14 protein-coding genes are annotated in these 11,868 nt (G+C 70.8%); 9 read left to right on the top strand and 5 right to left on the bottom strand.

From position 1 onward, the window contains the following. Positions 1-112: 112 nt before the first annotated feature. Both DP107_RS04620 and DP107_RS04615 read right to left on the bottom strand, forming a co-directional pair. Positions 113-1,021 carry a prenyltransferase gene (locus DP107_RS04620; RefSeq protein WP_144260979.1) on the bottom strand — a complete coding sequence of 303 codons (909 nt, stop codon included), beginning with the start codon at positions 1,019-1,021 and terminating at the stop codon, positions 113-115. Between the two features lie 2 nt (positions 1,022-1,023). Further along, on the bottom strand, positions 1,024-2,649 hold the full coding sequence (locus tag DP107_RS04615) for a phytoene desaturase family protein (RefSeq protein WP_144260978.1): 1,626 nt from the start codon (positions 2,647-2,649) through the stop codon (positions 1,024-1,026). Positions 2,650-2,747: 98 nt separating this feature from the next. Here DP107_RS04615 and DP107_RS04610 point away from each other — a divergent pair, with 98 nt between their 5' ends. From DP107_RS04610 to DP107_RS04595, 4 genes are all read left to right on the top strand, one after another. Continuing rightward, positions 2,748-3,188 carry a Rieske (2Fe-2S) protein gene (locus DP107_RS04610; RefSeq protein WP_144260977.1) on the top strand — a complete coding sequence of 147 codons (441 nt, stop codon included), beginning with the start codon at positions 2,748-2,750 and terminating at the stop codon, positions 3,186-3,188. A gap of 284 nt (positions 3,189-3,472) precedes the next feature. Beyond that, positions 3,473-3,847 (top strand): translation initiation factor IF-5A, encoded by a 375-nt coding sequence (locus DP107_RS04605; protein ID WP_144260976.1) that lies wholly within the window; start codon positions 3,473-3,475, stop codon positions 3,845-3,847. A 49-nt stretch (positions 3,848-3,896) separates the two neighbouring features. Next, positions 3,897-4,703, top strand: coding sequence for an arginase family protein (locus DP107_RS04600; RefSeq protein WP_144260975.1), 807 nt, complete (start codon positions 3,897-3,899; stop codon positions 4,701-4,703). 141 nt (positions 4,704-4,844) lie between these two features. Continuing rightward, complete coding sequence (locus tag DP107_RS04595; protein WP_144260974.1) at positions 4,845-5,483, top strand: hypothetical protein; 639 nt, start codon at positions 4,845-4,847, stop codon at positions 5,481-5,483. On the opposite strand, the gene DP107_RS04590 is transcribed toward DP107_RS04595, so the two are convergent. From DP107_RS04590 to uppS, 3 genes are all read right to left on the bottom strand, one after another. Next, positions 5,484-5,936, bottom strand: a complete 453-nt coding sequence (locus tag DP107_RS04590) for a hypothetical protein (protein ID WP_144260973.1) — start codon at positions 5,934-5,936, stop codon at positions 5,484-5,486. Continuing rightward, the gene (locus DP107_RS04585; RefSeq protein WP_144260972.1) at positions 5,936-6,376 is read right to left on the bottom strand and encodes a DUF2240 family protein; all 441 of its coding nucleotides are present in this window, start codon (positions 6,374-6,376) and stop codon (positions 5,936-5,938) included. The genes DP107_RS04590 and DP107_RS04585 overlap by 1 nt, the downstream gene beginning before the upstream one ends. Positions 6,377-6,594: 218 nt before the next feature. Beyond that, positions 6,595-7,548 carry a polyprenyl diphosphate synthase gene (gene uppS / locus DP107_RS04580; RefSeq protein WP_144260971.1) on the bottom strand — a complete coding sequence of 318 codons (954 nt, stop codon included), beginning with the start codon at positions 7,546-7,548 and terminating at the stop codon, positions 6,595-6,597. 141 nt (positions 7,549-7,689) lie between these two features. On the opposite strand from uppS, the gene DP107_RS04575 reads away from it, so the two are divergent. The 5 genes from DP107_RS04575 (at position 7,690) to hemA (ending at position 11,697) form a co-directional block, all read left to right on the top strand. Beyond that, a complete protein-coding gene (locus DP107_RS04575) occupies positions 7,690-7,884 on the top strand; it encodes a cold-shock protein (protein WP_144260970.1) in 195 nt (64 codons plus the stop codon). A 173-nt stretch (positions 7,885-8,057) separates the two neighbouring features. Next, positions 8,058-8,474: a DUF5778 family protein gene (locus DP107_RS04570; RefSeq protein WP_144260969.1), complete on the top strand. Its 417-nt coding sequence runs from the start codon at positions 8,058-8,060 to the stop codon at positions 8,472-8,474. A gap of 71 nt (positions 8,475-8,545) precedes the next feature. Continuing rightward, positions 8,546-9,646, top strand: coding sequence for a siroheme decarboxylase subunit beta (ahbB, locus tag DP107_RS04565; protein WP_144260968.1), 1,101 nt, complete (start codon positions 8,546-8,548; stop codon positions 9,644-9,646). Then, positions 9,647-10,321: a precorrin-2 dehydrogenase/sirohydrochlorin ferrochelatase family protein gene (locus DP107_RS04560; RefSeq protein ID WP_144260967.1), complete on the top strand. Its 675-nt coding sequence runs from the start codon at positions 9,647-9,649 to the stop codon at positions 10,319-10,321. Beyond that, the gene (gene hemA, locus DP107_RS04555; protein ID WP_144260966.1) at positions 10,318-11,697 is read left to right on the top strand and encodes a glutamyl-tRNA reductase; all 1,380 of its coding nucleotides are present in this window, start codon (positions 10,318-10,320) and stop codon (positions 11,695-11,697) included. The genes DP107_RS04560 and hemA overlap by 4 nt, the downstream gene beginning before the upstream one ends. Positions 11,698-11,868: the final 171 nt, after the last annotated feature.

Below are 11,868 nucleotides of genomic sequence, written 5' to 3'. Positions count from 1 at the left end.
AGTAGCCCCGTAATGCGTGTCACAACCCGTCTGTGACCGGTTTCACGCCGTAGCTCCAGTGACGAGCGGTTGTTCGTGCAGTAGTCGCGGAGTGGCCGGCACCACGTCGTGGTCAGAACCCGACCGGGTTCCCGTAGACCAGCACGTACAGCCCCCCCATCGTGATGACCATCCCGGCCAGGGTGTTGATGATGGGGTACCACCAGTAGGCCTCGTCGACGTCGACGCGGGCGTATGTGATGCCGAAGACCAGCAGCGGGTACAGCATCAGGACGACGGTGAAGAACGGGTGGACGTAGACGAACGCCATCGCGGCGACGAGCCACATCAACCCGCAGTAGAGGTAGGTATTGAACTCCCCCAGGTAGGTCGCCGTCGTGCGGATGCCGGCCCGGCGGTCGGGCTCGATATCGGGGATGGCCGAGAACGTGTGCATCCCCATCGTCCAGAGCCAGCCGCCGATGATGGCGCCCAGCGGCGGGAGCCGCCCGGCCAGCGCCGTGTACGCGATGACGCCGGGGAGGATGTAGAGCCCGTTCGAGACGGAGTCGAGGAACGGCGTGGTCTTGAACCGGAGGGGTGGCGCGGAGTACTCCGTGGCGAGGAGGCCGAAGAGGACCAGTACGGCGACGGCGGTGAGCGGGAGGAGGGGGACGAACGCCAGTCCGAGCAGGCCCGAGACGATGACGGCCCCGACAACCAGCCGGGAGCCCTGATACCGGACCTCGCGGCCCTCTTTCTTCGGGTTCTCGGCGTCGATGTCGGCGTCGAAGATGTCGTTGACGCCGTAGAGGTAGACGTTCGCGGGGAGCAGGAAGTAGCCGAACAGCGCGAGCCCCAGCGGGTCGAACAGCCCGCTGACGGAGTCGGCCGCGTAGGCGACGCCGACGATGACCGGGCCGGCCAGGTAGAGCCAGAACCGGGGCCGCGAGAGCCGCAGCAGGTAGCCGACGGCGGTGTCCTCCGGCGGGAGGACGCGGTCCAGGGCGAACCGCCCGGGTTCGGACTCCGACCCGGCCATGGCTATCGGTCGGGCGCGCTGCCAGCCAGGTCCTCGATGACGCAGTCCGCGGTGTGCTGGCCGCTGACCAGGCACATCGGGACGCCGATTCCGGGGGTCGTGTACGAGCCGGTGAAGTAGAGCCCGTCGACCTCCTTCGAGCGGTGGGGCGGCCGGAGGAAGGCGGTCTGTCGGAGCGTGTGGGCCATCCCGAGCGCGGTCCCCTGCATGGAGTTGTAGCGGTCGGCGAACTCGGAGACGGAGAACGACTCCTCGACGACGATGCGGTCACGCAGGTCGACGCCGGTGTTCTCCGCGAGGTCGTCCAGTACGAGTTCCCGGTAGCGCTCGCGGGTCTCCGGGCCGTCCTCCAGGTCGGGCGCGACGGGGACGAGGACGAACAGGTTGCTGTGGCCCTCCGGCGCGACCGTCTCGTCGGTCTCGCTGGGAACGCAGACGTAGTAGGCGGGGTCGTCCGGCCACGCCGGGTCCTCGAAGATGGTCTCGAAGTGCTCGTCCCAGTCGGTCGGCAGGACGAGGGTGTGGTGCTCCAGCGGGTCCACGTCGCCCTCGACGCCCATGTAGAGCAGGAACGCCGAGGGAGCGTAGGTCCGGGAGTCCCAGTAGTCCGCGTCGTAGCCGCGCTCGTGCTCGGGCAGGAGCTCCTGCTCCGTGTGGGCGTAGTCGGCGTCGCTGACGACGTAGTCGAATCGCTCGCGTCGGGGGCCGGCGTCGGCCGTCGTCGCCCCGCCGTCCGCGGCCGCCTCGACCGGACTCACACCGTCGGCGGCGGTCGCCTCGTCGCTTCCGCCCGCCGTGCGCGTCGGGAGCGTCGGCTCGGGTGCGTCGCCGACGAGGAGCTCGAAGCCCTCGCGCCGGGTGATGATCTCCTCGACGGGCGCGCCGGTCCGGTAGTCGACGCCCAGCTCCGCCCCCAGGTTGGCCAGGCCGTCGACGACGGCGCCGATGCCGCCGTCGGGGTAGTAGACGCCGAGATTGAAGTCGACGTGGCTCATGATGTTGTACATCGCGGGCGTGTTGCTGGGCGCGCCGCCCAGGAAGACGAGCGTGTACTGCATCAGCTGCCGGAGCTTGGGGTGGTCGAAGTAGTCCGCGACGTAGTCGTCCATCGTCCCGAGCAGTTTCAGGCCGACCGGCGCCGCCTTCAGCACGTCCAGGTCCACGAAGTCCCGCAGCGAGGTGCGGTCCGTGTAGACGAACTGCTCCATCGCGGTCTCGTAGTGGTACTCCGAGGTGTCGAGGTACTCCCGCAGGGTCTCGCCCGCGCCGTCGGCGTACGACTCGAAGGTCGCCACGTTCTCGTCGAGGTCGGGGACCATGTCCACGTGGTCGCCGTCCTTGAAGAAGACCCGGTAGTGGGGGTCCAGCCGGCTGAGCGAGTAGAACTCGTCGGGCGACCGGCCGAAGTGGCCGAAGAACCGCTCGAACACGTCGGGCATCAGATACCAGGAGGGACCCATATCGAACTTGAACCCCTCCGTTTCCAGCCGGGAGGCGCGCCCGCCCAGCTGCTCGTTCTTCTCCAGTACGGTCACGTCCGCGCCCGCGTCGGCCAGGTAGCAGGCCGTCGAGAGCCCGCCGAAGCCGCCGCCGATCACGGCGATACGCTCGCCGTCGAGCCGTTGCATACACCAATGGAGGGGCGGCGCAGGCTAAAGTGGTCCGGTCGGGAGCCCCGGACGCCCCCGGGAGAAGGGCTTTTTACCCGCTCACCCCAGTCGTCGCCGTGCCCCGCACGCACCTGACGAGCGTCGACGACGTACCCGACCGGGGTGGCTGGCTGTGCACCGTCGAGGAGTCGGACGGCTCCCTTCGGGAGGTAGTTCTCGTCCGACTCGCCGACGGCATCGTCGCCTGGAAGAACTTCTGCCAGCACGAGACCGACCAGAAGCTCTACCGCGAGGGGGTCGGGACCGTGATGCGCGACGGCGGCATCGTCTGCCCGAAACACGGCTCCGTCTTCGACGCCGCGACCGGCCACTGCGACAACGGGAAGGCCGCCGGCTCCACGCTGGTCGAGGTCGATGTGACCGTCGAACTCGGAGCGGTCTACCTCACCGACGACGACGTGACGTTCGACCACGCCGGCCCCGCCGACGCCGTCGACGGCGACGACGACGACGATGACGACGACCTGCCCGATTCCACCTCGCATCTGAGCTTCTGAGCGGCGGTCTCGACGCACGGCACCGACCCGCGGCGGCGTTCGAGCGACCGGCGACGGCAGCGAGCGGTCGATGTTTGCGGGCCCGAACGGGCAGCTGGCGCTGTCACGGCTACGCGATGTGGGTGTCGGCGTCGCCCGGGAAGGGGCCGGTCGGCAACCCGTCGGGAGCCAGGCGCTGTCCGTTCCGGCGGAACGGCCCGCCTGAGCGCCGTCGGCGGCGCTCGCGGCGGTCGCGACTCCACCGTTCCGTACCGTTTATACCGGCGCGACCGGAAGCACCGGGCATGGCGAGAGAGCAGACCGAGGTCCGCGAACTCCAGGAGGGGAACTACGTGATGATAGAGGACGTCCCCTCGAAGATCACGGCCTACAGCACGTCCAAGCCCGGCAAGCACGGCAGCGCGAAGGCCCGCGTCGAGGGGACCGGCGTCTTCGACAGCCAGAAGCGCAACTTCACCCAGCCCGTCGACGCGAAGGTGTGGGTGCCCATCGTCGAGCGCAAGCAGGGGCAGGTCGTCTCCACCGCCGACGGCGAGATGCAGGTGATGGACCTCGAGACGTACGACACCATCACGATGCGCATCCCCGGCAGCGAGGAGATCAGCGCCGACGACGAGATCGAGTACCTGGAGTACGAGGGCCAGCGGAAGCTGGTCTGAGCCGGGCGCACCGACCCGCCGACCGACGACCGGTTCCCCTCCTCAGATCGTGACCCCCTTCCCCGGCGCGACCGCCGACCGTTCCGACGCCGACTACGTCCTCGTCGGCGCGCCGCTTGACCGCTCGACCTCCTTCCAGCCTGGGGCCCGCTTCGGGCCCGGCCGCGTCCGCCGGCTCGCCCGCGGCTTCGAGGACTACGATACCCGCACCGACGCGCGGTTCACCGACCTCGCCGTCCACGACGCCGGCGACGAGTCGCCGTGGGCCGACGCCGAGGAGTACCTCGACCTCCTGACCGGACGACTGCGAGACGTCGGAGCCGACGACGCCGTCCCCCTCCTCGTCGGCGGCGAGCATACCGTCACCGTCGCCGGGGTCCGCGCCGTCGAGCCGGACAGCTTCGTCTGTCTGGACGCCCATCTGGACCTCCGCGAGGAGCTGGGCGGCGACCCGCTGTCGCACAGCACTGTCACCCGGCACGCGCTCGAGGTGGCCGACCGGGCGGTCATCCTCGGCGCTCGCGCCGGCAGCGAGGCCGAGTACGAGCGGGCGGCCGGGGGGGACGTGGCCGTCGTGCCACCCGAAGCGGTGCCCGACTGGACGCCCGATTTCGACGGGTCGGTCTACCTGAGCGTCGACATCGACGCCGCGGACCCGTCGGTCGCGCCCGGCACCGGCACGCCGGAGCCGTTCGGGCTGTCGTCTCGGGCGATGCGCGACGTCGTCCGGGACGTGGCGCCCCACTGCGACGGCTTCGACTGCGTGGAGGTCAACGACCGCGACGACGGACAGGCGGCCGTGCTGGGCGCGAAGCTGCTGCGCGAGTTCGTGTTCGCACACGCGGACGGTAGCTGACGGTCGCAAGGGAGCAGTAGCTGGCTTGCAGTTTCTTTTCTTCGGATATCCGCCAGTTTCAGCAATTATTACGGCCCTCGGTCGATAATTGCGCTACATACTACCGCGCAACTTATGCCGCTCGGGCCGTAACCGTCCCCGATGAAGCGGCGCCGATACCTGGCAGCCGCCGGCGCAGCTGGCCTGGCGGGGCTCGCAGGGTGCAAGGGGGACGTCGCGCCGGGCGCCGGCCGGCACCTGCTGGGACCCGATACCGACCGGCGGCAGGTGGCGCTCGCCAGCGTCAACGCGACCCCGGACGACAGCCCCGTAGATATCGACGTGGCGGTGGCCGAGCCGCTGGCGACCGCCGACCAGCCCGTCCGTATCGCCGTCACGACGACGAACCAGGGGCCCGAACGGGCCATCTCGGTCGCCGAGGGGGGTTGCTGCCTGTTCAACCGCGAGAAGGGCGGCAGCGACGACCCCGGAGGGCTCCGGCTCTACCTGGCCGAGAGCACCGACCACGAGGACCGCCGTGGGGACCGCTGGGTGCCGGACGCCAGCGGCGGTCGAGGGGACGCGCTGTACGGCTGCAACCCGCGGCGCTACGCCGGCGGCTCACTCACCAACGAGTACGAGCTCTGGGACGACTACGCGGTCCGGGGCTACTTCCGGCCGGGGGCGTACCGGTGGTCGGAGGCGGTGCAGGTGTACGACGACCCACGGGCGGGATTCGGGGGCGACCCGGATGTCGAGTTCGTCTGGGGGTTCTCGCTCGACGTGACGGTGCCGGAGTAGTCAGTCATCGCTCGCTGCGATGACCGCCCGGAACACCGGGAGCGCCCGCTTGGCCGCGACCCCCGACTCCAGGAACAGCAGCGTCCGCGGCGGCGTGGTGGCCTTCGGCCGCACCCGAAGCCCCGACTCGTCCGCGGCGGCGGCCTCCCGGCCCGCGTCCGCCGCGGCGTCCGGCGCGAGCCGGAACTCCACCCTGGCGCGGTCGAGGTGGACGTACACCTCCGCCAGCCGGTCGACCGCGTCGCGCTCGGCGACGTCGGGGTTGCGCCGGTCGGCCGTCTCCCCCGGCGGCAGCAGCGCCACGCCGTAGGCGAACGTGCCGTGCTCGCTCCCCTCGGCGTCGCGGACATCCACGACGGCCAGCCGGCCGAGCGCCCCGCGCTCGTGGCCCCGGAGCTCGGCGGCGAGCAGCTGGGCGATGCGCCGGCCGTCGGTGATGGACTCGTCGACCATCACAGCTCCTCCCGGGCCCGGCGTGCGAGGTCGGCCACGTCCGCACCCTGCCGGTGGGCGTAGAGGACGGCGGCACCGTCCATCGTCAGCCCACGGTCGGCCTTCAGCTGGTTCATCGCCGCGACGGCCTCCTGCTTCTCGACGCCCTCGTTCGCGAGTGCCGAGAGGACCCGGTCGAACGTCGACCGCTCCTGGAGGAGTGACTCGTCGGGCCGGAACTCCTCGGGCACGTCCACGTCGGCGGGGTCGAACTGCGCGACCAGCCGGTTCCCCTCGCGCGTGAGCAGCCCCTCCCCGACGCCGATATCCGCCAGCCGGCGGGCCTGGTCCGGCGTGAACCACTCCCAGTCCAGCGAGAGCTTCTTGAAGAAGGTGCCCTCGGGGAGCTCCGCCGTCCCCTCGCGCTGGAACGGGGCCCCGATGGCGACGCGCAGGCTCATGTCCGCCGTCAGTTCGCGGGCGGACAAGTATCGCTCGGTGCGGGGTCGCCCGGCCGGCGAACGGGGCTTCGACGTCGCCCGGACGGCGGTCGGAACACCCTCGACGACGTGGAGGTTCCCTACGGGGGATGCGGGCGTTCACCGGCATCATCGACAGGTTCCGGGACGACATCCCGGGCAACGAGCACCGCGACATGGACCGGGAGGCGCCGTAGCCGTCAGTCGGCGGTCTCGGTGATGGTCTCCGGCGCTTCGGGCGGGTCCTCCGGTTCGGGCTCGGGCAGGTCCAGCTCCGTCCCGTCCGTCTCGGCCCGCTCGCGGACACGCCGGAGGACGCGCCGCGCATCGCCCAGCTCGGCGTCACCGACGGCCCGGAGCAGCGCGACCGCCCGCTCGGCACGGGTCCGCCGCCACGAGGCCTCGCGGGCCTGGTAGGTCCGCACCGCCCGGAGGAAGTCGACGCGGCGGAACTCCGGCCAGTACGGCGAGCAGAAGAAGACGGCAGCCTCGTTGCCGTTGGCGTGCCAGGGGAGGAAGTTCGACGTGCGCTCGTCGCCGCCCGTGCGGATGATGAGGTCGACGGCCCGGGCGGGGCCCTCGTACAGTCGGGATTCGACCTCGGCCACGTCGATGTCCGTGGGGTCGAGGTCGCCGGCCGCGACGTCGCCGGCCAGGTCCCGGGTCGCGGAGAGGAGTTCGGCGCGGCCGCCGTAGGCCAGCGCGATGTTGAGATGGAACTCGTCGTAGCCCGCCGTCCGGCGGTCGGCGTAGTCGATAGCCTCGCGCACGCGCGGCGGGAGCCGGGCGAGTTCACCGATGGCGCGGATGCGGACCTCGTTCTCGTGGACCTCCTCGCGGTCGGCGAACTCCCGGAGCTTGCGCTCGATGAGGTCGAACAGCTGTTCGCGCTCCGCGGGCGGGCGCTCGAAGTTCTCGGTGGAGAAGGCGTACAGCGTGAGCTCCTGTACGTCGAGTTCGTTGCACCAGTGGAGCATCCGCTCGGTCGTCTCCGCGCCGGCGCGGTGGCCGTCGGTGGCCTCGTCGCCCGACCGGCGCGCGTACCGGCGGTTCCCGTCCTGGATGACGGCGACGTGGGTGGGAGCCCCGTCGAGTTCCCGCTCCAGCAGGCGCTCGTACAGCGAGAGCGCTCGTCGGCGCAGCCACCCGTGCATGTCCGACCAGCGATGCCCACAGGCTATGGGTCTTGTGACTCGTCACACCGGTCGCTGATGCCGGTGGCGCCGGTTCGTGTCGTCCGGCGGGTGCGACCGGTCGCAGACTTTTTATATGGTCGTATCCTCCGGGCAGTTGCAATGGCGACTGGTAAGGTCGTGTTCTTCAACGACACCGGCGGCTACGGTTTCATCGAGACTGACGAAGCGGACGACGACGTGTTCGTCCACATGGACGACATCGAGGGTCCGGATCTCGAGGAGGGCGAGGAGCTCGAGTTCGAGATCGTCGAATCCGAGAAGGGCCCCCGCGCCCAGAACCCTCGCCGGGTCTGAAGGCCGACGACCACTGAGAGGCAGCGGCACGAAACTGCGGCGCGGTCGCGCGATTCGTCGCGGGCGCGCAGCCATAGCTTCCAAGCTGTGGCTCCCGCGTGCCACCGTCTCTCCCGGCCGACGCGTCGGCCGGTGACCGCTACCTGTTTACCGGCGCGTGGCCAATCCCGGGTATGAGCGAACACGTCGACGAGGGTCTGATCCGGCGGACCCGGGCGCTGCTGGAACCGGGTGATATCGAGTTGAACGGTGTCGTGGTCCACACCACCCTCTCGGGCGAGGAGGAGCCCGCGCTCCACCAGCTCACCCTCGATACCGGCAACCGCATCGCCGCCCACCACCCGGATACCGCGCCGGAGGACACCTACGTCTACTCCGGCAACGACGACCCCGAGTTCGGCGTCAACCAGCACCAGGGGCTGACCCTCGACGACGAGGCGTTCGTCTGGGAGTGCCAGCAGCTGCTCCGGGAGGGGGCCTACGCCGTCGTCACCTACTACGAGGCCGTCGTCGACCACGACGCGCTGCTCTCGGACCTGGAGGAACTGGACGACGTGGACCGGGTCGTCGGCGTCCGCGGCGACGACTGACACCGGGCGGGAGCGCCCACTGTGATGTGGGGAACGCGACGCTTATCCGGCCCTGTCCCCGACAAAGCAGCATGACCGAGGACGACGACGGCTCCCTCTCGCGGGTCGACCGCGCCATCGTGAACGCCTTCCAGGGCGGGTTCCCCGTGGTCGAGCGCCCGTTCGAGCCGGCGGCGCGCGCGCTCCGGGAGCGCGGCGTCGACATCGACGCCGACGGGCTGCTGGCTCGGGTCCGTGCGATGGACGAGGCGGGGACGCTCACGCGCTTCGGCGCGCTCGTCAACGCCGAGGCCATCGGTGGTGCCGCGACGCTGGTCGCGATGCACGCCCCCGAGGACCGCTTCGACGCGGTGGCCGAGCAGGTCAACGCCCACCGGGAGGTCGCACACAACTACGAGCGCGAGCACCCGCATCTGAACATGTGGTTCGTCGTCAGCGTCGCGGACGCCGGCCGCGTCCGCGAGGTACTGGACGAGATCGAGGCCGAGACCGGCCAGGAGACGTACAACCTGCCCAAACAGCAGGAGTTCCGCGTGGAGGCGAAGTTCCTCGTCGACGGGCCCATCGAGGCGGGCGACGTCGACCTCTCGGACCTGGGGCCCGGCGTGACGCCGACCGACCGTGACCACCTCACGCCCCGCGAGCGCGACCTCGTGCTCGCGGTACAGGACGGGTTGCCGCTCTCGGTGACGCCGTACGCGGACGTCGCGAACGAGATCGACCAGCCCGTCGAGTGGGTGCTGGAGACGCTCCAGCGGTTCGACGCCGAGGGGAAGGTCCGTCGCGTCGGGGTCGTCCCGAACCACTACGCGCTGGGTTACACCGAGAACGGGATGACCGTCTGGAACGTCCCCGACGAGGTCGTCGACGAGGTCGGGCCGGCGGTCGCGTCGCTGGACTTCGTCACGCACTGCTACGAGCGGCCGCGCCACGAGGGCGTCTGGTCGTACAACTTCTTCGCGATGACCCACGGTCGCAGCGAGGCCGAGAGCGCCGAGCGCGTCGAGCAGGTCCGCGAGCGGATGGCCGAGTTCTGGGACGTCGAGGACGGTGACTGGGATACGCTGTTCTCCACCCGTATCCTGAAGAAGACGGGCATCCGGCTGGACGAGCGGGCCGACGCGAACACCGACGAGCGGGCCGCCGGGACGACCGGGGTGGACGACGACTAGATGATCCCGCTGCATCACGACTTCCGTGGCGAGACTGTGCTCGTGTTCGGGGCCGGCCCGGTCGGGGCGCGGAAGGCCCGCCGGTTCGCCCGGGAGGCCCGCGTCGTGGTCGTCAGCCCCGCGTTCGTGGACCGGCGGTTCACCCCCGAGGGTGACGCGACCGGCCATGTCGAGCGCGTCCGCGCGGCGCCGACCCCCGGGGACGTGCCGCCCTGGTTCGAACGGACCGACCCCGCGCTGGTCGTGGCCGCGACCGACGATGCCGACCTGAACGCCGCCATCGCGGCGACCGCCGACGAGCGGGGCGTCCTCCACAACCGGGCGGACCGGTCGGGCACCGGCCGGCGGCCGGTCGGCGAGGTGGTGGTTCCGGCGACGGTCCGCGAGGACCCCGTGGTGGCGAGCCTGGCGACCGGCGGCGCCAGCCCCGCACTGTCGAAGCACCTCCGCCAGCGGCTGGAGGAGGAGCTGGCCGGCGCCGGCGCGATGGCGGAGCTGACGGCCGAGGTCCGGACCGATCTCAGGGCGCGAGACGTGGGACCGGACGCCCGCCGGGAGGCGGTTCGCCGGGTGGTTCGCAGCCCGAGCGTTTGGAAGGGTTTAGGTGATGGTAGTACCAACGCTCGTCGAGAAGCCACCGCGGTCATCGCCGAGGTGGTGGGTGACGAACAGTGACCGTTCCAACGGGACTCGTCTCGGGCGTCAGCGTTTCCCACGAGGAGGCCGGCCTGGACCATATCGAACGAGCTGCCGTCGAATCCCAGCACCGGGGCGTCGAGACCCTGCTCTCGCAGCCGGGCGTCCGCGAGGCGTTCTGCCTGCAGACCTGCAACCGCGTGGAGGCGTACGTCGTTACCGACGACGCCGAGACCGGTATGGCGGCGCTCGACCGGTACACCGCCGGGCTGGAGGGCGTCCGTCGGGAGATGACCCACGAGGCGTCCCTGGAGCACCTCATCCGGGTCGCCTGCGGCCTGGAGTCGCTCGTCCTCGGCGAGGACCAGATCATCGGGCAGGTCCGCCGTGCGTTCGTGACCGCCAGCGAGGCCGGCGGCATCGGCCCCGTCATGGAGGACGCCATCACCAAGGCCATCCACGTCGGCGAGCGCGCCCGCGCCGAGACCGGTATCAACGAGGGCGTCGTCTCGCTCGGGAGCGCGGCCGTCCGACTGGCCCGGCGTGAACTGGACGACCTCGCCGCCGAGGACGCCCTGGTCGTCGGCGCCGGGGAGATGGGGACGCTCGCGGCCCGCGCGCTGGCCGGCGAGGTCGCCTCGCTGACCGTCGCCAACCGCACCCCCGAGCGGGCCGCCCGCCTGGCCGACGACATCGACGCGACGCCGACGGAGGCGGTCGGACTGGACGCGCTCGAGGAGGCCATCGGGGCGGCCGGACTCGTCCTCACCACGACCGGCGCCGACGAGCCGATCATCGGGACGGGGCTGCTCGCGGACGCCGGGGAGACGTTCGTCGTCGACCTCGCGTCGCCGCGGGACGTGGCCGCCCCGGCGACGGACCTCGATTCGGTCACCGTCCGGGACCTCGACGCCCTGGAAACCGTCACGAACCGGACCCAGGAGGCCCGGGCCGAGGCCGCCGAACGCGTCGAGCGGATGGTCGCCGAGGAGCTCGACCACCTCCTCTCGCAGTACAAGCGCAAGCGCGCCGACCAGATCATCGGCGCGATGTACGAGGGCGCAGAGCGGGTCAAGAGCCGTGAGGTCGAGAAGGCCATCACCACGATGGAGACGGACGGTCTCTCGGCGGACCAGACGGCCGCCGTCGAGTCGATGGCCGACGCCCTCGTCAACCAGCTGCTGTCGGCCCCGACCAAGAGCATCCGCGAGGCCGCCGAGACGGGCGACTGGACCACTATCAACTCCGCGCTGGAGCTGTTCGGCCCCGGGATGCAGGTCGACCCCGACGAGGTCGCCGGGGAGTTCCTTGACGACGCCGACCCGGACGAGGTCGACCCCGACGACATCCCGCCGGCGATGCGCGAGCGGATGCCCGAGGCCGTCCTCGACCGGCTGGCCACGGGCTCGGACTGAACGCCCGACAGGTTCTGCTATCGGTGAGTTCGTTCTCGGCACCACATCCCGCGTGTTCGTACCCGGAATCGTTCGAGTATCAGCCACGTTCTGTCGTTATCGGGGACGGCGTGCCGTCACGGACAGGGCCGGGCGCTCCCGCCCCGAGCGCCGCGCCGACCAGCACCGTTT

This window comes from Haloglomus irregulare, from assembly GCF_007421925.1.
In the GTDB taxonomy this organism is placed as follows: Archaea; Halobacteriota; Halobacteria; order Halobacteriales; family Haloarculaceae; genus Haloglomus; species Haloglomus irregulare.
This window is presented reverse-complemented; position numbering and strand designations above follow the sequence as displayed.